We start from the raw sequence: 21,254 nt of genomic DNA, 5'->3' as shown, positions 1-21,254 counted from the left end.
CGCCCCGCCCCGCCGCTCAGGCGTCCCGGCGACGCAACGCGTACCGGCCCAGCGCCAGCGCGGCCACCGTCCAGGCGACGAGCAGCAGCAACCCCACCACCGGCGGGTACGGCTCGGTGTCGCCGGCCAGGAAGTGCCGCCCAGCCACCCCGGGGAACGCGTCGGCGATCCGGGTCAGCACGGCGATGTCCGGCTCGGCCAGCGACAGCGGCACGATGTACAGCACCGCGAACAGCGTGGTCAGGGTGAGCACCGCGCTGCGCAGCGCCGCGCCCAGGCCGAGGGTGAACACCCCGACCAGCGCCAGGTACGCCGCCGTCGCCAGCAGGTCCAGCGCCGTGTCGCCCGCCGGCACCCGGCCCCACTCGCCGAGCAGCGGCAGCGCGGCCGCCGCCCCGACCCCGCCGAGCAGCAGCCCGAAGCCGAAGGTGACCCCGCCGGCCACGGTCGCCTTGGCCAGCAGCAGCCGGCCCCGGGACGGGGTGCAGGCCAGCGTGCTCCGGATGGTGCCGGTGGTGTACTCGCTGGTGATCGCCAACAGGCCGAGGGCGAGCACGGCGTACTGAGCCAGTTCGAGCGCGTCGACCACCACGCTGCCGACGGCGACGATTCCGGCGTCGTTGGTGGGGTCGTCGTCGGTGTTGCCCTTCTGGGCGTAGATGGCGAGCTGGGCGGCGGTCGCGGCCATCACCAGCACCCCGGCCAGCAGGGTCCACCAGGTGGCCCGGACGGACCAGAGCTTCGTCCACTCGGCGGCCACCGCGCCCCGGAACCCGCCACCGGCGCCGCTCGCCGTGCCGTTCGCAGGGGGAGCGGCGGTACGGGTGACCGACGTCGCGCTCATCGCGCCCCACCTCCGACGTACTCGACGGCGTCGCCGGTGAGCCGCAGGAACGTCTCCTCCAGGGTGGCGCTCGCGGTGGACAGCTCGTGCAGCGGCAACCCCAGCTCGTACGCCAGGTCACCGACCCGGGCCGCGGTGAGGCCGGTGACGGTGAGGGTGCCGTCGCCGTCCGGGTTCACCGTGGCGCCCTCGGCGGCGAGCCGGTCGGCGAGCCCCGCCAGCCGGGGGCCGCGGACCCGCACCGCACCGGTCGCGCCGGCCAGCAGCTGGGCGAGTGGGGTGTCGGCGATCAGCCGGCCCCGGCCGATGACCACCAGGTGATCGGCGGTCTGCTCCATCTCGCTCATCAGGTGGCTGGAGATCAGCACGGTCCGGCCCTCGGCGGCGAGCCGCCGGGTGAGGTCGCGGATCCACCGCACCCCGTCCGGGTCGAGGCCGTTGACCGGCTCGTCGAACAGCAGCACCGGCGGGTCGCCGAGCAGCGCCCCCGCGATGCCCAGCCGCTGGGCCATGCCCAGGGAGAGCGCCCGTCCGGGCTTGCCGGCGGCCCGCCCGTCCAGGCCGGCCAGGGCGAGCACCTCGTCGACCCGGCGGGCCGGCAGGCCGTTGCTGCGGGCCATCGCCAGCAGGTGCGCCCGGCCCGGCCGGGCCGGGTGGATGGCCCGGGCGTCCAGCAGCGCCCCCACCTCGCGCAGCGGGTGCCGCAGCTGCCGGTACGACCGGCCGCCCACCAGCGCCCGCCCGGCGGTGGGCCGGTCCAGCCCGAGGACCATCCGCATGGTGGTGGACTTGCCGGCGCCGTTGGGCCCGAGGAACCCGGTGACCCGACCGGCCGCCACGTCGACCGTGAGGTCGTCGACCGCGGTCACCGTGCCGAAGCGTTTCGTCAATCCACGTAACGTGATCATGCGGCGACGGTAGGCGTCCGGCCGGGCTCGGCACCGCTGCCGATCGGCGGTACGGCACCCTGACCTTGGTCAGCCCGGCGGCACCTGACCCTGGTCAGCCGCCGCGGCACCGTGCCGCCGAGCCGGCTGGCGGGAGGCGCCCGGCGGAGCCGGGTCCAGCTCCCACACCGTGGTGTGCTTGACCCGTACGCTCTCCAGCGCCTCCGGCACCGGCACGTCGTACCCGGCCAGCTCGCGGAAGCGTTCGCGGGGCAGGAAGGCCCGCCCCGGGTCGCCGACCAGCACCCGGGCGCCGGAGCGGGCCGCCCGCAGCAGGAAGCGCAGCATCCGGCGGCCCATCGCCTCGCTGTAGAAGACATCCCCGGCGAGCACCACCTCGGCGTCGCCGGCGTCGCCGTCCAGCACGTCGGCGAGCTCGGCGTCCACGCGTACCCCGTTGGCCTCGGCGTTCAGCGCGATCGCCGCGACCGCCCGGTCGTCGACCTCGACGGCCCGCACGGCGGCGGCGCCGGCCCGGGCGGCGGCGATGGCGACCAGGCCGGAGCCGGCGGCCAGGTCGAGCACCCGGCGGCCGGCGACCAGGTCCGGGTGGTCGGTGACGTACCGCGCCAGCCCCTGACCGCCGGCCCAGGCGAACGCCCAGAACGGCGGCGGTTGGGCGCTGCGGAACTCACCCTCGGTGAGCTCCCACAGGCCGATCGGCTCGTCGGCCTGGTGCAGCCGCACCTCGGGGACGAAGGGCACCGGGGCGAGCCGGGCGTGCAGCCGGACGAACGCGGCGGACAGGTCGGACACCGCGGAATTGTCCCCCGGGCCGTCGCGTCGGCGTGTCGCGGGGCGGCGGTGACCGGTTCACCACGAACGGTGAAAACCGGGCCCGGACTTGTCGTCCGGTGCGAACACGCCCGTCTACCGGCTTGCTCCGCCCGCTCCTAGCGTGGCAGGTGGAGTGGACCCGACGATCAGGAGCGAGGCGGTGATGACGGTGTGGCGCAACGCGCTGCGGGTCGGGGCGGTGCTGGCCTGCGTGTCGGCGACCGGGCTGGTGGCGCCCGCGCCGGCGTCCGCGGCGCCCGGCTTCGCCACCGAGCTGAGCGGCCTGCCGGCCGAGTTCAGCGCCGCCGACCAGGTGCGGACGCTGTCCGCGGTGGTCCGGCGCGACGGCGGCGGCTGCGTCAAGGTGCGCTGGTCGATGGTGCTCAGCGTGCAGGGTGGCCTGCGGCTGGACCAGGTCAAGATGGACCGGGTGGAGGACTCCGGCGACTTCCCGACGGAGATCCGGACCGAGGGTGACGTGGCCCGGTTGACGGACCGGCAGCTCGACCCGGGCACGCTCTGCCCGGACCGCACGGTCACCGCCCGCTACCGGGTGGCGTTCGCGCAGGACGTCACGCAGGGGCGGCTCACCCTGGCCGCCGAGGCGTACGACCCCCGGCTGCGCCTGCTCGCCCGGCAGACCGCCACCCGGGAGGTGGTCGGCCTGCTCGCCCCGACCAGCGCCCCACCGGAGCCCACCCCGTCGGCGGAGCCGGCGCAGCCGTCGGTCGAGCCCACCGAGGAGGCGGCGGAGGCTTCGCCGACCGAGGAAGCGGTCGCCGAGGTGCCGCCGGCCGCGACGGCCAGCCGCGCGGCGAGCCGGGGCGGCGGGTTCGGGGTGGTGCAGGCGGCCTTCCTGCTCGGCGGGCTGCTGCTCTTCCTCGGGGTGGGCCTGCTGCTGCGGCTGCGCCAGTTGACCCGGGCGGCGGACGCGGGCGGTGACGAGACCGCCCGGTACGAGCGCCGGCCCGTCCGGTGGACCGCGGCGGGCCGCTGATCGGGGGTCGCCGGGGGTCGGGTGGCGCCACCACCCGACCCCCGACGGTCGCTCACTTCGAGAACACCTGGAACTCGGCGACCCGGACCTGGTCGCGCGCCGGGCTGGCGGTCGCGCAGTCCGTCGTGGTCGCCGGGTCGTCGTCCTGCTCACCGGCGTACGCCGGACCGCCGGTGCACTGGCTGGCCAGCACCTCCAGCCGGACGTGGGTGGCGAGCGTGGTCGGCACCCGGAACGAGCGCAGGGTGATGTCCCGGGTGTACGGCCGGTAGGTCCCGCCGGGGAAGGCGTCCGCCGGGCTGGTGAAGATCCGCTCCCAGCGCCCCGGATCAGCGCAGTCGGTGGTCTTCGCGTTGCAGGTCCACACCGCGAACGAGCGCAGCGAGCTCAGCGCGTTCTGCGAGCCGGCGTCCGGGTCGCCGGTGATCGCCGGGCGCAGCATCGCGCTGACGTTCACCCGCTTGACCACCTGCGGGGCGTCCCCGGGCAGCGCCACGGTGACCGCCCTACCGGCCACCCCGTCCAGCGACGCCCAGTTGGTGGCCTCGGTGTCGTCGCCGATCCGGTCCAGGCTCACCCCGTCGCCGGTGATCACCGCACCCGACGCGGTGGACGCCAGGTTGCGGCTCAGCCGCAGGTCGGCGTACGCCTCCTGGCCGGCCCGGGCGACCACGCTGAGCCGCTGGTGGCCGAAGCCGGGCGCGACCGCCAGCAGGTCGTACGTCCCGTCGACCGCCTCGAAGGTGTCCGGCAGCGGGGTGGCCGGGTCGGTGTCGGCGATCGGGGTGGCCCGGGCCTCGTAGGCGCCGACGTACACCCGGATCGGCGCGTCCGCGCTGTCCCCCCTGGCCCGCAGGGTGATGGTGGCGTTGCCGCCGGCCGGGCTGACGAAGCTCGGCGTCGGGTCGGTGTCGGCGGCGCCGGCCGTGGCGGCGTCCCGGCCCATTCCGGAGCGGGCGAACTCCGCCCAGATCAGCGCCTGGTTGGCCCCGCCGAAGCGGAGCCGGTCGGCGGTGAGCAGGTTGTCCCGCATGTCGAGCATGCTGACCTGGCTGGCCGCCTGGAGCAGGAACGAGTCGAAGACCAGCTGCGCCCAGCGCCGGTTGCCGGGGCACTGGTCGGCGGCCACCCGGCCCTGCGCGCAGTCCAGTTGGCGCTGCGGGGTGCCCAGGCCGTACCGCTTCACCATGGCGGCCCGGATCCGGTGGTTGGTGGCGCTCCAGATCTCCCCGTCGGCGTGCACCGCCGGGCCGCCGGTGTTGTAGCCGACGTCGGAGTAGTTCAGCGGGCTGCGGCTCATGTCGTGGTTGCGGATGCCGCTGACCAGGTTCCCGGTGACGTAGCCGCCGGTGACGAACGGCGTCTCGCCGGGGGCGCGCAGGCCGTGCTCGTAGAGATACTCGGCGGCGAGCAGGTCGCTCCACGACTCGCCCATCGCGCCGCCCTGCAGGCCGCCGATGCCGGTGTCGGGCCCGGCGATCATCCGGTTGGTGATGGCGTGGGTGTACTCGTGGCCGATCACCGTCATGTCGTAGTCACCGTCCACGCACGGCGGGTACGGGCCGCCGGCCTGCGGCTGCCACAGGTACATGTTGCTGGTCGCCGGCACGCCGTCGCGCGGAGTGGCCTGGTTGGCGTTGTTCCGGTTGCCGCTCAGCGCGCCCTGCTGGGCCCGGCCCTGCTCGGCGTCGCCACCGAGCCCGGCGCCGCCCAGGTTCACCGCCTGCAGGTTCCAGGTGGCCTCGGTGAAGCCGAGGTACCAGGCCCAGTCGTGCATCCGGTTGTGCATCGCGAACAGGTTGGTGATGGCGGCGTCGGCGTCGTTGCGCTGCGCCGAGGTGAACGCGGCCGGGTTGCACCGGGCCTGGTGCCACTGGTCGGTGAACGGGTACTCGTAGCGGCGTTCGGGGCTGGCGGTGGCGGGCAGCAGCGGGCTGCCGGCGCCCCAGGAGACCACCGTGTTGGCGGAGTTGCCGCGCGAGGTGCCGGTCGGGGTCCCGGTGGCCAGGTCGACGTCCCAGGGTCGCCCGCTCGCCGGGTCGCGGAACGCGGCGGCGCACCCGGGGGCCGGGTCGGCGCACCAGCGCACCCGGGGGTCCTGGCCGGCGGGCAGGTCGCGCGGCGGGGTGGCCGGGAAGACCGCCCAGCTCGGGTTCTCGGAGTCGAAGTCGACCAGGTCCTCGCGGATCAGCACCGCGCCGGTGATCCCGTCGACGTACGTGGTGAAGGCCGCCGGGTGGTCGGTGGACCGGCCGATCAGGGTCACCTCGTACCCGGCCCGGGTGCCGTCGAGCGGGGTGGGCACGGCGACCGGGCGGACGTCGTGGCTGGCCACCGCGTCGGCGGCCAGGCCGGCGTCGGCGAGCGCGGCGGCGTACGCCTGGTCCGCGGTGAGCGTGGCCGGGGTGGGCGCGGCGGCGTCCCGGGCCAGCGAGGAGCTGACCGAGATCACCTCGCCCCCGGCGACCGCCACGGTGACCAGGCCGTCGTGCCCGGCGGGCAGGTCGCCGAAGCGCTGCCGCAGGGTGACCACCGCTCCCGCGCCGATCGGCCGGACCAGCACCCGCTCCAGCGCGGCGACCCCGCTGTCGGCCAGGCCGAACAGGTCGCGGTTGTCGGCGAGATAGCGGCGGGCGGCGGCCTCGGGGTCGGCGGGCAGGCCGGTGGCCAGCGGCGCGTCGGTCGGGCCGAGCGCCTGCGGGGTGCCCAGCCGGTTCCACCGGACGCCCGCGTCGACCCGCCGGGCCAGTCCCCGGGCGCGGGCGTCGGGGGTCGCCGTACCACGGCGGTTGTCCAGGTCGGCGGATCGATGGCTGTCGTCGGCGAAGGCGCCGGAGCGGCCCGGTGCCGCGGTCGGGTCGTCGCCCGGCGCGGCGGCGGTGGGGCCGGCCGGCAGCAGGGCGGCGACCACGGCGGCGGTCGCCAGTACGGGAACGAGCCGGCGTCGGGGCCGGCTCGTCAGGGGTTTCCACTCCGGTCTGGGCACGGAACCTCCTTGTGGGAGCGGGTGCCGGCGGGTGGCCGGCGGAGCACGCGCTGTTACGCATGCGCATTTGTGGATATCAGGCGAGCGAGCACGAGGGCAAGGTAGATCCGCCTGCTCTTTACAAAAACTGCCCTCTTGTAAAACGGCGTGACCGGTGCCACAGTCGACGGGAGTCCACAGATCGGAGGTCGGCGATGGCCATCGACACCGCCGCGACGGCTCCCGCCGTCGCCTGGCGCGACGCGCGCAAACCGCTCTGGCCGCTGGCCCTGCTCGTCCCGGTGCTGCCCTTCCTGGGCTGGCTCGGCTGGCGGGCCACCGGCGGCGCCTGGGCCTGGTGGCTGACCCCGGCGGTGGTCTTCGGGTTGATCCCCACGATCGACCTGCTGATCGGCGACGACCGCCGCAACCCACCCGACGAGGCGGTGCCGCGGCTGCAGGCCGACGGCTACTACCGCTGGCTCACCTACCTCTACCTGCCCGCCCAGTACGCCGCCCTGGTGCTCTGTTGCGCCGTCTGGGCCCGCGGCGGGCTGTCCCTCGCCGGCGCCGCCGGGCTGGTGGCCACGGTCGGGGTGGTCAACGGGATCGCCATCAACACCGCCCACGAGCTGGGCCACAAGCGGGAGTCCGCGGAGCGCTGGCTGTCCAAGGTCGCGCTGGCGCCCACCGGTTACGGGCACTTCTACGTCGAGCACAACCGCGGCCACCACACCCGGGTCGCCACCCCGGAGGACCCGGCCAGCTCCCGGCTGGGGGAGAGCTTCTGGGCATTCTGGCCACGTACCGTGCTGGGCAGCCTGCGGTCGGCCTGGCGGCTGGAGACCAACCGGTTCCGCATCCGCGGCCGCAGCCCGTGGACGCACCGCAACGACATCCTCAACGCCTGGGCCATGACGGCGCTGCTGTTCGGGGTGCTGGCCGCGGTCTTCGGGCCCGGCGTGCTGGTCTTCCTGGCGCTCCAGGCGGTGGTCGGCTTCTCCCTGCTGGAAGTCGTCAACTACCTGGAGCACTACGGGCTGGCCCGGCAGCGCACCGCCGCCGGTCGCTACGAGAAGGTCGACCCCCGGCACAGCTGGAACAGCGACCGGACGATCACCAACGTCTTCCTCTTCCAGCTGCAGCGGCACAGCGACCACCACGCCAACCCGCTGCGCCGCTACCAGACGCTGCGCAGCTTCGACGTCTCACCGCGGCTGCCGGCCGGCTACGCCACCATGGTGGTCGCCGCGCTGGTGCCGCCGGTGTGGCGGCGGGTGATGGACCACCGGGTGCTCGCGAACTACGGCGGCGACCTCGCGCTGGCCAACGTGCACCCACCGGCCCGGCGCCGGCTGCGGGAACGCGCGGCCGGCCGGTCGACCGCCGAGCGGGGGTAGGTCACCGACCACCCCCGGCGCCGGCCGGACGCCGTCACCCCCACGCGCGTCCGGCCGGCGTTCCCGCGCCCGGCGTTCCCGGCGGAGCCCGGGGTCAGGCCGGCGGGGTCCAGTCCGGGTCCCGGCCGAAGGCGGCGATCATCCGGTCCTGCTCGTCGGCCTCCGCGGGCACGTCCACACCCGGGCGGATCAGCCGCCCCCGCTGGTAGTCGGAGCTGCGCCCGACGAACCACCGCGCGCAGGCCGCGACCGCGTCCGGATCGAGCCGCGGGTCGGCGCCGATCGCCACCGCCAGGTCCCATCCGTGTACGAGGTGCTCGGCGACGAGCTGGTGCAGGTACTCCCGGGCCGGGGTGTCGCCCGCGGCGAGCCGTACCGTCCGGTCGAGCGCGCCCGGGTGGGTGGCGGCGACCTCGGCCTGGGCGGCCGCCTGCCAGGCCGCGCCGAGCGGGTCGTCGCCGAGCTGGTCACCGGTGAACCGGTCGCCCACCTCGTCGATGCCGCGGCCGGCGAGCAGCGGCACGGTCCAGCGGTCCTCGGTGACCACGTGGTCGACCAGGGTCCGCACGTCCCACTCCGGGCAGGGGGTCGGGTCGGCCCACTGCCCGGGGCTCACCTGGTCCACCCGGTCGGTGAACTCGGCCAGGCTGCGTCGGTAGGTCTCCAGCAGGTCCATGCGCCGATTGTTCCGGCTGGTCGGGCCGGCCCGAGGAGTTTCGCCCGGCTTGCGCCGGCCGGCGGCCCGGCGCACGCCGGTCCGCGGCGTGGCCGCAGAGTGGGGGGTCGGGCGGTTCAGTCGAGCTGGGCCGGGTCCAGGCCGAGCTCGCGGGCGGCGGCCAGCCGGATCCACTGGCCGCACTGCCGCCGGGAGATCACCCGGTCGTGCACCGCGAGCTGGACGGCGAGCCCGTCCATCAGGGCGTTGATCCGCCAGGCCGCACCGGCCGGGTCGGTGCAGTGGAAGGTGCCGTCGGCCACGCCGTCGGAGATCACCGTGGTCAGGTCCTGCCGCCAGCGCAGGTCCAGCCGGCGGGAGACCTTCTCCAGCTCGGGGGTGCGCAGCGACTCCGACCAGCCGTCGATCCACAGCGACCAGGAGATCGAGCGGCCGGCCGGAGCGTAGAGGCGCAGTAGCCGGCGCAGCTTCGTCAGCGGCGGGGCGGCGGAGCGGGCCACGGCGTCGAGCCGGGCGATGTCCTGCTCGGCGGCGTACGCGAAGGCCTGCGCGAGCAGCCGTTCCTTGGTGGCGAAGTGGTAGAAGACCAGCGCCTGGCTGACCCCGGCGGCCTGGGCGACGTCGGCCGTGCGGGTGTTGGCGAGTCCGCGTTCGACGATCACGTCGCAGGCCGTGCGCAGCAGGGAATCCAGGCGAAGATCGGCCGCACGTCTCGTCACGCCGTTACGGTAGACCATCCATGCGCGTACAGGGAGTTACCGTGAGCGGCCGGTCGGGGATGTGACAGTCGGAAGCCGGACAGCCGCCCCGGCGCGTCGGGGCAGCCGCGACCTGCCCGTCCGGCGTGCCTCACCGGCCGCTCCGATCGACGCCCAGTCTCCTAGGACGCTCTGCGGGTGGTGGCCCGCACCGTCACCCCGCGGCGCGCCGAGGCGTCACCCCGATTTGGCATCGCTCCGGCGACTCGGCTAAAGTTCTCATCCGTCACCGGGAACACCGGAGACAAGCGGACGTAGCGCAGCTGGTAGCGCATCACCTTGCCAAGGTGAGGGTCGCGGGTTCGAATCCCGTCGTCCGCTCGGAGCTGCCGCCACGCATGACGGGGGCAACCTCGGTGGGGTGGCCGAGAGGCGAGGCAACGGCCTGCAAAGCCGTGTACGCGGGTTCAAATCCCGTCCCCACCTCGGTAAGGACTCGGGCGATTGGCGCAGTGGGAGCGCGCTTCCTTGACACGGAAGAGGTCACTGGTTCAAACCCAGTATCGCCCACCAGTGAGAACGGCAGGCCCGTCACCGGATCCGGTGACGGGCTCTTCTGCGTTCGGGGCGGCTGCCGACCGTGGTGCCGTCGACCGCAGCCGCGGGGGGCGTGCCGATGTCGGTGGCCGGCACGCCCCCCGGGCAGGCGATTCGCGACCGGTCAGCTCCGCCGGCCGCGGTGGGTGCCGGCTCACAGCGGCGGGGCGACGTCCCGACGCTCCTCGACCCGGCGGTACTCCACCGGCTCGGCGGTGGTGACGACCTGGCGGCGGCGACCGCCCCAGACCACGGTGAACATGATCAGGCCGAGGGCGCCCGCGGCCATCAGGATCCAGCCGACGACGTCCAGGTTGACGCCGGCGACGGTGGCGTTCAGCGCGAAGGTGAGGATCGCGCCGACCGCCAGCAGGAAGATGCTCGTTCCGATACCCACGACAGCCTCCTTCGGGGGGTGTGGTGTGCTGTCGCCGCGCTCAGTACCCCGTCGGTGAGCAGCGCAACCAGCCGCCAGTGGCGTTGCGGTGGGGTGGCGGCAGAGGCGATCTTGTCGTCGGGTAGAGTTCATCTCGTCGCCGGGGAAACCGGGCGGCACGCGGACGTAGCGCAGCTGGTAGCGCATCACCTTGCCAAGGTGAGGGTCGCGGGTTCGAATCCCGTCGTCCGCTCGTTTGATCACGGGCGATTGGCGCAGTGGGAGCGCGCTTCCTTGACACGGAAGAGGTCACTGGTTCAAACCCAGTATCGCCCACCAGCGGATCAGCGAAGCGGCTCGTCACCGGTACCGGTGACGAGCCGTTACTCGTTCCACCGCTGCCAAGACGATGGGGGAGCGCCATGACCGTCCGACGGGTCGTGCCGAACATCGGCGCCGAGGACACCGACCGCAGCCGGGACTTCTACGCCGGCCTGCTCGGTCTGGAGGTGGGCATGGACCTGGGCGAGGTGGTCACCTACGTGTCGCCGACCAACCCGACCGCCCAGGTCACCGTCCTGACCGGGGATCCCTCGGCCGCCGTCGTACCGGCGCTCACCGTCGAGGTCGAGGACGTCGACCCGGTGTACGCGGACGCGCTGCGCCGCGGCCTGGAGATCGTCCACCCGCTCACCGACGAGCCGTGGGGGGTACGCCGCTTCTTCGTGCGGGACCCGAACGGGGTGGTGGTCAACGTGATGAGCCATCTCGGCGGCTGAACGGGTGTCGGTCCACCGTGGACGGGGTACCTCCGGGCGATGGTGGACGGGGAGCCGGAGGAGTTGCTGCGGACGCGCTTCTGGCCGGCCGTGCTGGTGCCCATCGGGGTGCTGGTGGCTCTGACTGCGGTCGCGCTGCGCTACGACTGGGCCTTCCTCATCGGGGCGGCCGTCGGCATCGGGATGTGGCTCTTCTTCGCCGTGCTGCTGCGCGGTGGCGGGCTGCTGGCCGACGAGACCGGGCTGCTGGTCCGGGAGCGGGGGCGGGTGGTCCGCAGCTACCGGTGGGACCAGATCCGTGAGGCGGGGCTGAGCCAGGTCGGGCACGGCAGGATGGGACTGATCGTGCTGCCCGACGGCGGCCCGTACGACGTGCCCGGCCCGAACAGCCCGGTGACAATCGGTCAGGTCTGGATGCTGCGCGGTCCGGACCGCGCGACCCGGGATCGGGTCGCTGAGCTGCTGCGCGCCCACGGCATCCCGAGGCCGAAGGACCTCGGCCACCTGGCCAACACCCCGCAGCGGGCGCCCCGGCAGCCGCCACCGGAGTGAGACCCCGGCCACCGCCGGTTCTCATGCCGCTGGCCGGCACCCCGGATTCGGGGGTGCCGGCCAGCGGTGGTTCCTGTCGGGTCAGCTGTTCCAGTGCTGGGCCACGAGGTCGGCGGCCTGCTGCTCCCACTGGGCGTAGGCGTCCGGGTACGCCGACACCTGCACCGTCTGCGCGGCCTCGGTCAGCGGCATGTCCTGCCACCCGTCGACCTGCTTCAGGCCCTTCTGGAACGCCATGGTGGAGTAGACCGTGTCGGTGATCTGCTCCGGGGTGCCCCAACCACTGGACGGGCGCTGCTGGAACAGGCCCAGCGAGTCGTGGTCGTTGCGGTCACCCAGATGACCCAGGTTCTCCAGCTTCGACTCCTGCAGGCTGGTGGCGATCGAGATCACCGCGGCCCGCTCGTCCAGACCCGACTTCTTCGTGCCGGCGATGATCGCCTTCACGTTCTTGGTCTGCTCGTCGTTCAGGGTGATGCGGGACTGCTCACCCTGCACACCGTGCGGGATCAGCTTGCCCTTGTCCACACCCGGCTTGTCGGCCTGCACCGTCACCGCGACCGGCTTGGCGTGCGACGCGGGGGCGGCGTCGGCGTGCATGGCCGGACCGGCGAACACGCCACCGGCGAAGGCCAGACCAGCGATACCCAGAACACTCTTCCGCAGCATGGTGGTAGCCATCAGAAATCAGCTCCTCGGGGGTTGGCGCCCACACCCGGCGGGGGCCGGACACGGACGCAAGCACCACGACGGGGCGCTCTCAATCAGGGGAAAGTCTTGGGGTTCGGCGGCTGCACGAACGCGGGGGGTTCGCGGCGCCGGACCAGGTGTAACGACCGCCCGCCCACCATCATTCCCGGGGGCCCGCCACCCACCGGCCAGGCCGGGCGGGGCGCTGCTGCGGTCATCCAGGTGATGTAACGACCCCGGCCGGCCCGCCATTCCACCGCCAGAGTGCCACCCGTCACGGGACACCACCGGACACCGCCACCCAGACCGGCCGCCCGGGTTCGCCGGCCAATCACGCGGATCGGACATCCGGGCACGGACTCCGTCGACCGCGGCGGCGGGTTGCCCGTACACCGGAGTTCGCCGCGCCCCGCGAACCGGACAACCGGCTGCGGACTCTCGTCACCGCGGCGGGCAGGCCAGGTGCCTCCCACGGAGGCTACGGAGCTGATGACGTAAACGAATCGGATCCGGACAGTCGCGCCGTCAACGGAGCGAGCCGACGAAACCGGACATGCGAGCAACATTTCGGTGACAGCGCGGGTCGGTGCCAGCGCGGGCCGGGCGAGGCACCTCCACCCGACGCTCTGGAGCTGATGACGTGAACGGATCAAGCTCAGCGCCTGGCGTTCTGCCGTTGGCAGATCGGGCGCCGCGCGCCCCCCGCAGCCCGGCGTGACCGGGCATGGTGGGACGCATGAGGCTGCTGGTGCTGGGCGGGACGGGGTTCGTCGGTGGAGCCGTGGTGGCCGAGGCGGCCCACCGGGGTTGGTCGGTCACCGTGCTCAACCGGGGGCTGCACGGCGGGGTCCCGCCGGGCGTACACCGGTTGCGGGGGGACCGGACGGCGCCCGACGGGTTGGCCGCACTGGCCGGCGGCGAATGGGACCTGGTGGTGGACACCTGGGACGGCGCGCCGCGGGCCGTGCGGGACGCGGCCCGCGCCCTCGCCGACCGGGCGGGGCACTACGCCTACGTGTCCAGCGGCTCGGTCTACGTGGCGCCGCCCCCGGCGGGTGTGGGGGAGGAGGCGCCCACGGTCGAGGCGGCGGCGGACGCCGACGACGGTGACTACCCGGCGAACAAGGCCGGCGGCGAACGCGCGGCGACCCAGGTGTTCGGGGAGCGGGCGTTGCTGGTGCGGGCGGGGCTGATCCTCGGGCTGGGCGAGGACATCGGCCGGCTGCCCTGGTGGCTGACCCGGGCCGCGCGCGGCGGTGACCTGCTGGCCCCCGGCCCGACCGAGCTTCCCGTGCAGTACGTCGACGTGCGGGACCTGGCGGCCTGGACGCTGGACCGGGCCGCCGAGAGGCTGGGCGGCGCGTTCAACGTGATCAGCCGGCCCGGGCACACCACCATGGGCGAGCTGATCGACACAGTGGTCGCGGTGACCGGCTCCCACGCCCGACCGCGCTGGACGGCGCCCGAGCCGATCCTGGCCGCCGGGGTGACGCCCTGGGTCGACCTGCCGATCTGGATCCCAATCGGGCACGAGTTCCGGTGGTTGCAGGAGCGCGGCGTCGAGAAGGCGTACGCGGCGGGGCTGACCTGTCGCCCGGTGGCTGAGACGGTCGCGGACACCTGGCGCTGGCTGCGCGAGGTGGGGTCGGTGCCCCCGCGGGCCGGCCGGCCGGCCCGGGCCCCGGTCGGTCTGGATCCCGCCCGGGAGGCCGCCCTGCTCGCCGCGCCGCCCGCCGGCTGAGCACCGCCCGGGAGGCCGCGGCGGCGGGTCAGGCGGGCACCACCGGCAGGTCCAGCACCTCGTCCACCGGGCGGCGCGGGGTGGCCCGGCCCGGTTGGCCGTACCCGATCCGCATCACCATCTGCGGGGTGCCGAACCGGCCCAACGACAGCCGCAGCTGCTCGCGCGCCCCCGGCACCTCGATCGGCTGGGACAGCAGCGACACCGACAGCCCGGCGTCGGTCGCGGTGAGCAGCACCCGTTGCAGGGCCTGCCCCGCGACGAGCTGGTCGGTGGCGGTGTTGCCGGCGGAGCCGAGCACGGCAACCAGCGGTTCCGGCTCGAAGTCGCGTCCCGGCGCGCGGTTGCGGCCGCCGAAGGCCCGGGCGGGCAGCAGGTCCTGCGGTTCGCTCTGCGGGCCGCCGGCGCTGGCCGGCACCCCGTCGGGCGCGGGCTCCCGACGGATCCACTCGTCGCGTTCGGTGCGGTAGCCGGGGTCACGTTCGAGGACGCGGTGCGCGCTGCGGGCGATCTCGGCGAAGGCGTTGACCGCGCTGGTCCCGATCAGCAGCTCCAGCCAGCACTGCTCGGCGCGGGCCGCCTCGCCGAGCCGCCAGCGGGCGTCCGCGGTCACCGGGTCGGGCCAGAACGGCGCCCGGTTGCTGAACCGGCGGGGGATAGCCGCGTGCAGGGCCTGCTCGGTGGGGGTGGGGCGGCGCGGCAGGTCCGGGACCAGCCGGGCCATCACCCCCGGCTCCCCGGGGTACGGCCGGAGCCGGACCGTGCCCGGGGTGCCGGCCACGGCGAGCGACAGCCGCAGGTTGAACAGCGCCGCGCCGCAGGCGATCCGGGCGCCCCACCCGCTCGGGTCGGTGGCGGGCAGCCGGCGGGCCGGGTCGATGGACAGCTCGATCCCGCCGTCGCGGACCCGGAACCGCCACGGCTGGGCGTTGTGCAGGGACGGCGCCCGGACGGCGTCCGCGGCGGCGGCCCGCAGCTGTGCGACGGTGAAACCGGTGTCCATGGTGAAGCTCCTTCCGGTCGGGCCGCCCCCCGGTGGTCCGTCTCCACCGTGCGGCACCGGTCCCCGGCCGAGGCAGGGCCGGACGTCCCGTCCCGGCCGGGTCGCCCTCCCCGCCGCCGGCGCGTCCGGGTAGGGACCTTCGGCCCGTGCCCGGCCGGCCCGGGGCGGGTAGAAACGAGGGATGATCCGGGTTTTCCTGCTCGACGACCACGAGGTCGTCCGTCGTGGCCTGGCCGACCTGCTGCAGAGCGGCGGCGACATCGAAGTGGTGGGCGAGTCCGGCTCCGCGCCGGAGGCCACCCGCCGCATCCCCGCCCTCCGGCCGGACGTGGCGATCCTCGACGCCCGGCTGCCCGACGGCAACGGCATCGACGTGTGCCGGGACGTGCGGGCCGTCGACTCGTCGATCAAGGGCCTGATCCTCACCTCGTACGAGGACGACGAGGCGCTGTTCGCCGCGATCATGGCGGGGGCGGCCGGTTACGTGCTCAAGCAGATCCGCGGCACCGACCTGGTCGACGCGGTACGCCGGGTCGCCGCCGGCCAGTCGCTGCTGGACCCGGCCATCACCACCCGGGTGCTGGAGCGCATCCGCAGCGGGGTGGAGCAGCCGCGCGAGCTGAAGACCCTCACCGAGCAGGAGCGGCGGATCCTGGAGTACGTGGCCGAGGGGCTGACCAATCGGGAGATCGCCGGCAAGATGTTCCTCGCCGAGAAGACCGTGAAGAACTACGTCTCCAGCGTGCTGGCCAAGCTGGGCCTGGAGCGGCGCACCCAGGCTGCGGTGCTGGCCACCCGGCTGCTCGGCAAGACGCACTGACGCCGGGGCCGGCGGAAGGCACGCAACGCCCGGGCCGCGGGACGGCGGTCAGTCGCGCAGCGGCACGCACCAGTACAGCTCGGTGCCGTGCGGGCTGACCGGGCGTACCTCGAACTCGCCGCCGTGCCGTTCGGCCCGCTCGCGCAGGTTGATCAGGCCGCCGCGCGCGGCCGCCGGGTCGCAGCCGGCGCCGTCGTCGGTGACGGTCACCGTCACCCGGTCGGCGGCGGCCCGGACGGCGACCGCCACCTTGCTCGCCCCGGCGTGGCGTACCACGTTGGACAGCGCCTCGCGGAGCACGGCCGCGAGGTCCGGCCGGACCTGGTCGGGGACGGCGCTGTCGAGCGGCCCGTCGAGCTCGACGGTGGGGCGGAAGCCGAGCGAGTCGGCGGCCACGTCGACCGCCTCTCGGATCTCGGTGCGCAGCTCCGCGCTCATCGGGGTGCGCAGCTCGAAGATGGTGCGACGGATGTCCCGAATGGTGGCGTCCAGGTCGTCGACGGCCGCGTTGATCCGCTTGGCGACCTCGGGCCGGGCGTTCATCGCCCCGCTCTGCAGCTGCAGGCCGGTGGCGAACAGCCGCTGGATCACCACGTCGTGCAGGTCGCGGGCGATCCGCTCGCGGTCCTCCAGGACCACCAGCAGCTCGCGCTCCTCCTGGCCCCGGGCCCGCTCCATGGCCAGCGCCGCCTGCCCGGCGAAGCTGCTGAGCAACCGCACGTCGTCGTGGGCGGCCCGGCCGGCGTCCGGGCGGTGCGCGACCACCAGCACGCCGTGCAGGGTGTCCGCGGCGGCCAGCGGCGAGACCACCGCGGGCCCGGCGACCACCGGCCCCGGCCACGGGGCGGTCGCCGCCAGGTTCTCCACGACCTCGTGCCGCCCCTGCACCACCGCGCCGGCGAAGGCGGTGTCGGCGGTCGGCAGCACCGCGCCGACCAGCTCCCGGGCCGCGCCGTCGGCCGAGTCGACCACCTCCACGGTGAACTCGGCGGCGTCCTCGTCGTAGAGCAGCACCAGGGCCAGCTCCGCCTCGGCGACCTCGCGGGCCCGGCGGGCCACCAGGGTGAGCGCGTCGGTGCGGCGCACCTCGCCGAGCAGCACCGTGGTGATCTCCGCGGTGGCGGCCAGCCAGCGTTCCCGCCGGTGGGCCAGCGCGTAGAGGCGGGCGTTCTCGATGGCCACGCCGGCCGCCGCGGCGAGCGCGACGACGATCTCCTCGTCGTCCTCGGTGAACTCCGGCGCGCCCTGCTTCTCGGCCAGGTAGAGGTTGCCGAAGACCTGGTCGCGGATGCGGACCGGCACGCCGAGGAAGCCGTGCATCGGCGGGTGGTGCGGCGGGAAGCCGTACGACCGGGGGTGCTGGGTGATGTCGGGCATCCGCAGCGGACGGGGCTCGTCGATGAGCAGGCCGAGCACGCCCCGCCCGTGCGGCAGGTCGCCGATCCGGGCGTGCAGCTCGTCGTCGATGCCGTGCACGATGAAGTCGTGCAGCAGCCGGTCCGGCCCGATCACGCCCAGCGCGCCGTACCGGGCCCCGACCAGCTCGCAGGCGGACCGCACGATCCGCTGGAGGGTGCTGCGCAGGTCGAGGTCGGAGCCGATCACCACCACCGCGTCGAGCAGGGCGCGCAACCGCTCCCGGCTGGTCACCACCTCGCCCACCCGGTCGAGCATCTCCTGGAGCAGCTCGTCCAGCCGGACCCGGGACAGCGGGCTCAGCCCGAGCGAGGGCAGGTGCTCGGTGCGCGGGGTCGGGGCGGTGGCCACGTCGGGATGCTATCCCTCGGCCACCGTCCGGCACGAGACCGTCACCGCGGCTGGTCGCGTACCGCCGAGGTGTCCACCACCTGCGCGGTGGGCAGTCGCGGGGTGTGCGGCGGGCCGCCGTGCGCCGGGTCCGCGATCCCCAACCGGAGCACCAGGTACGGGTAACCGAGCCCGCTGAGCAGTTGCCGCAGTGTCTGCCGGGTGCCGGGCACCTCCACCACGCCGGACAGCGGGGTCACCGACACGCCGAGCCGGGTGGCGGTCAGCCACAGCGCGGAGAGCGCCTCGCCGGCCCGCAGCCAGCTGTCCGGCTCGTCCTCGTCGCCGAAGAGCAGGGCGTACGCGGCCGCCTTGTCGTGGCCCGGGCCGACCGGCAGGCTGCCGGGGCGGCCGAAGTCCCGCCCGGGCACCGTGGTCTGCGGCTGGTCCTGCGGCAGCACCTCCGCGGTCAGGCCGGTGCCGGCGCCCGCCCGGCTGGTCCAGTACTGCAGCTCCTCGCGTAGCTGCGGGTCCTCCGCCTCGACGGTGCCGGCGTGCGAGGCCGCCGCGGCCAGGTCCAGCAGCTGGTCGGCGGCGAGGATCTGCAGCCCGGCGCCCTCCGCGCCGGCGGCCCGGCTGATCTCGCCCAGCGCCTCGGCGGGCACCGGCTCGTCGCTGACCGGCCGCCGGTCGGTGTGCCGGACCTGCATGCACTGCACCAGGTGCATGGCGTCCGGGTCGGCCGTGCCGCGGCGCGGGCCGGTCAGCCGGGCCAGCAGGTCCGGTTGGGCCGGGTCGGGCAGCCGCTCGACCACCGCCGTCCACCCCTCGGCGCTCAGCGCCAGCCGGGCGTGGTGCAGCGCGGCCCCGCAGCTGATCGCCACCAACCGCCCCTCGGGGTCGGTGGCGGCGAGCTGGCGTTCCCGGGCCACCCGCAGCTCCAGGGCGTCCGGCAGCACCCGCCACAGCCACGGCTGGGTGTTGTGCACCGACGGCGCGTAGCCGGCGGTCGCCGCCGCCTCCGCGAGGGCGGTGGTCAGCGGGCGATCAGTGGCCGGCGTGTCCTGGCTCATCGTCACGACCTTTCCGTTTCTCCCCATGGTGCCCCAAGCGGACGGGTGCGCGGGCGGGGTTGCGGCTCCATCCTGTGCGATCGCCCTCGGGGGCACACGGTCCGCAGGTCCTCCTCCGGCGGGTCGTTCGGCCCGGGTGATTCCGCCGGTTCCGCCGCTCCGGGGCGGTGGGCGCTGGGACGATCCGCGGGTGGGTGCGCAGCAGCGGGAGTGCGTACCGGAGCGGCCGGCGGCCCGGCGCCCGGTCGGGTGGCTGCGGCGCCGGCTCGGCACGTCGGGCGGCGGGGCGCGGCCGGGCCTGCTCGAGTGGGCCCCGCTGACCCTGCTGACCGTCGCGGTGCTGCTCGGGGCGGCGCTCTGGTTCGCCGGCCGGCGGCCCGCGGCCGACCTGGTCTGGGCGCTGGTGACCCTGGCGGCGCTGCTGCCGGCCGGATGGGCGGTGCTGCGCCAGGTGTGGCACCGGCAGTTCGGGGTGGACGTCATCGCGGTGCTGGCGCTGGCCGGCGCGCTCGCCGTCCGGGAGTACCTGGCCGGCGCGGTGATCGCGGTGATGGTGGCGACCGGGCGGGCGCTGGAGGCGTACGCCCAGCGCCGGGCCACCCGGGACCTGCGGGCGCTGCTGGAGCGCGCGCCGCGCCAGGCGCACCGGCGCACCTCGGACGGCGGGATCGAGGTGGTCGGGCTGGACCGGGTGGTGGCGGCCGACCGGCTGCTGGTCGGGCCGGGCGACGTGGTGCCGGTGGACGGGACGCTGGAGGACGCCGCCACCCTGGACGAGTCGGTGGTGACCGGCGAGTCGCAGCTGGTCCAGCGGGGCGCCGGCGAGCAGGTGGGCAGCGGCGTGGCCAACGCGGGCGCGGCGGTCGGCCTGCGGGCCACCCGCAACGCCGCGGAGAGCACGTACGCGGGCATCGTCCGGCTGGCCGAGGAGGCGACCGCGCACAAGGCGCCGATGGTCCGCCTCGCCGACCGGTACGCGGCGGCGTTCGTGCCGTTCACGCTGCTGCTGGCCGGGCTGGCCTGGCTGCTGTCCGGGCAGTTCGTCCGGGCGGTGGCGGTGCTGGTGGTGGCCACCCCCTGCCCGCTGCTGCTGGCCACCCCGATCGCGATCGTGTCCGGGCTGTCCCGGGTGGCCCGGCGGGGCGTGCTGGTCCGCGACGGCGGCTCGCTGGAGCTGCTCGGCCGGGCCCGGACGTTGCTGGTGGACAAGACCGGCACGCTCACCGCCGGTCGGCCGCGCGCCGCCGAGACGGTGGTCGCCCCCGGCGGCGACCGGGACGAGGTGCTCCGGCTGGCCGCGTCGGTGGAGCAGCTGTCCCCGCACGTGCTGGCCGCGGCGCTGGTGCGACAGGCCCGGGAGCGGGGGTTGCCGCTGGTCGAGCCGACCGAGGTCACCGAGCAGCCGGGACGCGGGGTCACCGGCCGGGTGGACGGCCGGCGGGTGACGGTCGGCCAGCTCGACGGCGACCCGCCGGAGTGGGCGCGGCTGGCCCGGGAACGCGCCGAGCTGGCCGGCTGGTCGACGGTCTGGGTCAGCGACGAGGGCGGCCCGGTCGGCGCGATCCTGCTGGAGGACCCGGTACGCCCCGACGCCCGGCGCACCGTCCGCCGGTTGCGCGAGGCCGGGCTGGCCCGGCTGGTGATGCTCACCGGTGACCGGCCGCGCACCGCCGACCAGGTCGCCCAGGCGGTCGGGGTGGACGAGGCGGTGGCGCAGCTGTCCCCCCGGGAGAAGGTCGACCGGGTCCGGGAGGAGTCCCGCCGGGCGGTCACCGTGATGGTCGGCGACGGGGTGAACGACGCCCCGGCGCTCGCCGAGGCGCACGTCGGGGTGGCGATGGGCGCCACCGGGGCGACCGCCTCGGCGGACGTCGCCGACGCGGTGCTCACCGTGGACCGGTTGGACCGGCTCGCCGATGCGGTGGAGATCGCCCGGTACGCCCGCCGGATCGCGGTGCAGAGCGCCGCCGTGGGGATGGGGCTGGCGGTGCTGGCGATGCTGGTCGCGGCGGCCGGCCGGCTGCCCCCGGTCGGCGGCGCCTTCCTTCAGGAGGGCATCGACGTGCTGGTGATCCTCAACGCGCTGCGGGCGCTCGGCGGCGGGCTGCGCCAGCGGGACGTGCCACCGGCCACCCGGGACCTGCTGGACCGGTACGCGCGGGAGCACCGCGGCGTCCGGGAGGTGCTGGCCCGGGTGCGGGACACCGCGGATCTGGTGGCCACCCGCCCGGACTCGCCGCGGTGCCTGCCGGCGCTGCGCGAGACGCACCGCCGGCTGGCCGACGAGGTGCTGCCGCACGAGAGCGCCGAGGAGCGGCAGCTCTATCCGGCGCTGGCCGGGCCGCTGGGCAGCGCCGAGGCGACCTCCACGATGAGCCGCGGGCACGTGGAGATCCGCCGCCTGGTCGACCGGATCGGCGGCCACCTCACCCAGACCGCCGACGGCCACCTGCGCCCCGACCAGGTTCCCGATCTGCTGGCCGCCCTGTACGGGCTGGACGCCGTGCTGCGGCTGCACCTGGCCCAGGAGGAGGAGGACTACTTCTCGCTGCCGGCCAACCCCCGCTGACCCC

The 21,254-nt window shown here is 75.1% G+C and carries 17 protein-coding genes, 5 tRNA genes and 1 pseudogene; 12 read left to right on the top strand and 11 right to left on the bottom strand.

The features are described from left to right. Positions 1 to 16 precede the first annotated feature (16 nt). From ACFY3U_RS24805 to ACFY3U_RS24795, 3 genes and pseudogenes are all read right to left on the bottom strand, one after another. Positions 17 to 844, bottom strand: coding sequence for an ABC transporter permease subunit (locus ACFY3U_RS24805; RefSeq protein ID WP_387205865.1), 828 nt, complete (start codon positions 842 to 844; stop codon positions 17 to 19). Next, positions 841 to 1,752, bottom strand: coding sequence for an ABC transporter ATP-binding protein (locus ACFY3U_RS24800; RefSeq protein WP_387205863.1), 912 nt, complete (start codon positions 1,750 to 1,752; stop codon positions 841 to 843). The genes ACFY3U_RS24805 and ACFY3U_RS24800 overlap by 4 nt, the downstream gene beginning before the upstream one ends. A 129-nt stretch (positions 1,753 to 1,881) precedes the next feature. After that, a pseudogene (locus ACFY3U_RS24795) lies at positions 1,882 to 2,547 on the bottom strand (class I SAM-dependent methyltransferase); the annotation flags it as partial. 142 nt (positions 2,548 to 2,689) lie between these two features. Here ACFY3U_RS24795 and ACFY3U_RS24790 point away from each other — a divergent pair. After that, a complete protein-coding gene (locus tag ACFY3U_RS24790) occupies positions 2,690 to 3,565 on the top strand; it encodes a hypothetical protein (RefSeq protein ID WP_387205861.1) in 876 nt (291 codons plus the stop codon). Between the two features lie 52 nt (positions 3,566 to 3,617). Here the strand turns inward: ACFY3U_RS24790 and ACFY3U_RS24785 are convergent, their stop codons facing one another. Continuing rightward, positions 3,618 to 6,551, bottom strand: coding sequence for a M36 family metallopeptidase (locus ACFY3U_RS24785; RefSeq protein WP_387205859.1), 2,934 nt, complete (start codon positions 6,549 to 6,551; stop codon positions 3,618 to 3,620). 194 nt (positions 6,552 to 6,745) lie between these two features. Between ACFY3U_RS24785 and ACFY3U_RS24780 the strand changes: the two genes are divergently transcribed. Next, positions 6,746 to 7,930 carry an alkane 1-monooxygenase gene (locus ACFY3U_RS24780; RefSeq protein ID WP_387205857.1) on the top strand — a complete coding sequence of 395 codons (1,185 nt, stop codon included), beginning with the start codon at positions 6,746 to 6,748 and terminating at the stop codon, positions 7,928 to 7,930. A 94-nt stretch (positions 7,931 to 8,024) separates the two neighbouring features. On the opposite strand, the gene ACFY3U_RS24775 is transcribed toward ACFY3U_RS24780, so the two are convergent. Together ACFY3U_RS24775 and ACFY3U_RS24770 are read right to left on the bottom strand one after the other, a co-directional pair. After that, positions 8,025 to 8,606 (bottom strand): TIGR03086 family metal-binding protein, encoded by a 582-nt coding sequence (locus ACFY3U_RS24775; RefSeq protein ID WP_387205855.1) that lies wholly within the window; start codon positions 8,604 to 8,606, stop codon positions 8,025 to 8,027. 116 nt (positions 8,607 to 8,722) lie between these two features. Then, positions 8,723 to 9,325, bottom strand: coding sequence for a TetR/AcrR family transcriptional regulator (locus ACFY3U_RS24770; RefSeq protein WP_387205853.1), 603 nt, complete (start codon positions 9,323 to 9,325; stop codon positions 8,723 to 8,725). A gap of 287 nt (positions 9,326 to 9,612) precedes the next feature. Between ACFY3U_RS24770 and ACFY3U_RS24765 the strand changes: the two genes are divergently transcribed. The 3 genes from ACFY3U_RS24765 (at position 9,613) to ACFY3U_RS24755 (ending at position 9,877) form a co-directional block, all read left to right on the top strand. Then, a tRNA-Gly gene (locus tag ACFY3U_RS24765) sits at positions 9,613 to 9,685 on the top strand. Positions 9,686 to 9,719: 34 nt separating this feature from the next. Continuing rightward, positions 9,720 to 9,790, top strand: a tRNA-Cys gene (locus ACFY3U_RS24760). A 12-nt stretch (positions 9,791 to 9,802) separates the two neighbouring features. Continuing rightward, positions 9,803 to 9,877 (top strand) — tRNA-Val (locus ACFY3U_RS24755). Positions 9,878 to 10,055: 178 nt separating this feature from the next. On the opposite strand, the gene ACFY3U_RS24750 is transcribed toward ACFY3U_RS24755, so the two are convergent. Next, positions 10,056 to 10,298, bottom strand: coding sequence for a DUF6458 family protein (locus ACFY3U_RS24750; RefSeq protein ID WP_387205851.1), 243 nt, complete (start codon positions 10,296 to 10,298; stop codon positions 10,056 to 10,058). 159 nt (positions 10,299 to 10,457) lie between these two features. On the opposite strand from ACFY3U_RS24750, the gene ACFY3U_RS24745 reads away from it, so the two are divergent. The 4 genes from ACFY3U_RS24745 (at position 10,458) to ACFY3U_RS24730 (ending at position 11,608) form a co-directional block, all read left to right on the top strand. Further along, positions 10,458 to 10,530: transfer RNA gene (locus tag ACFY3U_RS24745), tRNA-Gly, on the top strand. 11 nt (positions 10,531 to 10,541) lie between these two features. Further along, positions 10,542 to 10,616, top strand: a tRNA-Val gene (locus ACFY3U_RS24740). Positions 10,617 to 10,699: 83 nt separating this feature from the next. Then, positions 10,700 to 11,056, top strand: a complete 357-nt coding sequence (locus ACFY3U_RS24735; RefSeq protein ID WP_387205849.1) for a VOC family protein — start codon at positions 10,700 to 10,702, stop codon at positions 11,054 to 11,056. A gap of 39 nt (positions 11,057 to 11,095) precedes the next feature. Then, positions 11,096 to 11,608, top strand: a complete 513-nt coding sequence (locus ACFY3U_RS24730) for a hypothetical protein (RefSeq protein ID WP_387205847.1) — start codon at positions 11,096 to 11,098, stop codon at positions 11,606 to 11,608. A gap of 81 nt (positions 11,609 to 11,689) precedes the next feature. Here ACFY3U_RS24730 and ACFY3U_RS24725 read toward each other — a convergent pair whose 3' ends face one another. Further along, positions 11,690 to 12,289: a hypothetical protein gene (locus tag ACFY3U_RS24725; RefSeq protein WP_387205845.1), complete on the bottom strand. Its 600-nt coding sequence runs from the start codon at positions 12,287 to 12,289 to the stop codon at positions 11,690 to 11,692. Between the two features lie 745 nt (positions 12,290 to 13,034). Between ACFY3U_RS24725 and ACFY3U_RS24720 the strand changes: the two genes are divergently transcribed. Then, positions 13,035 to 14,039, top strand: coding sequence for an NAD-dependent epimerase/dehydratase family protein (locus ACFY3U_RS24720; RefSeq protein WP_387205843.1), 1,005 nt, complete (start codon positions 13,035 to 13,037; stop codon positions 14,037 to 14,039). Between the two features lie 28 nt (positions 14,040 to 14,067). Here the strand turns inward: ACFY3U_RS24720 and ACFY3U_RS24715 are convergent, their stop codons facing one another. Next, positions 14,068 to 15,042, bottom strand: coding sequence for an Acg family FMN-binding oxidoreductase (locus ACFY3U_RS24715; RefSeq protein WP_387205841.1), 975 nt, complete (start codon positions 15,040 to 15,042; stop codon positions 14,068 to 14,070). Positions 15,043 to 15,223: 181 nt separating this feature from the next. Here ACFY3U_RS24715 and ACFY3U_RS24710 point away from each other — a divergent pair, with 181 nt between their 5' ends. Further along, positions 15,224 to 15,862, top strand: a complete 639-nt coding sequence (locus ACFY3U_RS24710; protein WP_387205839.1) for a response regulator — start codon at positions 15,224 to 15,226, stop codon at positions 15,860 to 15,862. Between the two features lie 48 nt (positions 15,863 to 15,910). Here the strand turns inward: ACFY3U_RS24710 and ACFY3U_RS24705 are convergent, their stop codons facing one another. Both ACFY3U_RS24705 and ACFY3U_RS24700 read right to left on the bottom strand, forming a co-directional pair. Beyond that, positions 15,911 to 17,581: a GAF domain-containing protein gene (locus ACFY3U_RS24705; RefSeq protein ID WP_387205983.1), complete on the bottom strand. Its 1,671-nt coding sequence runs from the start codon at positions 17,579 to 17,581 to the stop codon at positions 15,911 to 15,913. A gap of 89 nt (positions 17,582 to 17,670) precedes the next feature. Then, positions 17,671 to 18,681, bottom strand: coding sequence for an Acg family FMN-binding oxidoreductase (locus ACFY3U_RS24700; RefSeq protein WP_387205837.1), 1,011 nt, complete (start codon positions 18,679 to 18,681; stop codon positions 17,671 to 17,673). A gap of 190 nt (positions 18,682 to 18,871) precedes the next feature. Here ACFY3U_RS24700 and ACFY3U_RS24695 point away from each other — a divergent pair, with 190 nt between their 5' ends. Further along, positions 18,872 to 21,250: a heavy metal translocating P-type ATPase gene (locus ACFY3U_RS24695; RefSeq protein WP_387205835.1), complete on the top strand. Its 2,379-nt coding sequence runs from the start codon at positions 18,872 to 18,874 to the stop codon at positions 21,248 to 21,250. The last annotated feature ends 4 nt before the right edge of the window (positions 21,251 to 21,254 follow it).

Origin of the sequence: Micromonospora sp. NPDC000089 (genome assembly GCF_042899365.1) — a bacterium.
In the GTDB taxonomy this organism is placed as follows: domain Bacteria; phylum Actinomycetota; class Actinomycetes; order Mycobacteriales; family Micromonosporaceae; genus Micromonospora.
The sequence above is the reverse complement of the archived record's forward strand: the minus strand, read 5'-3'. Positions and strand labels throughout refer to the sequence as shown.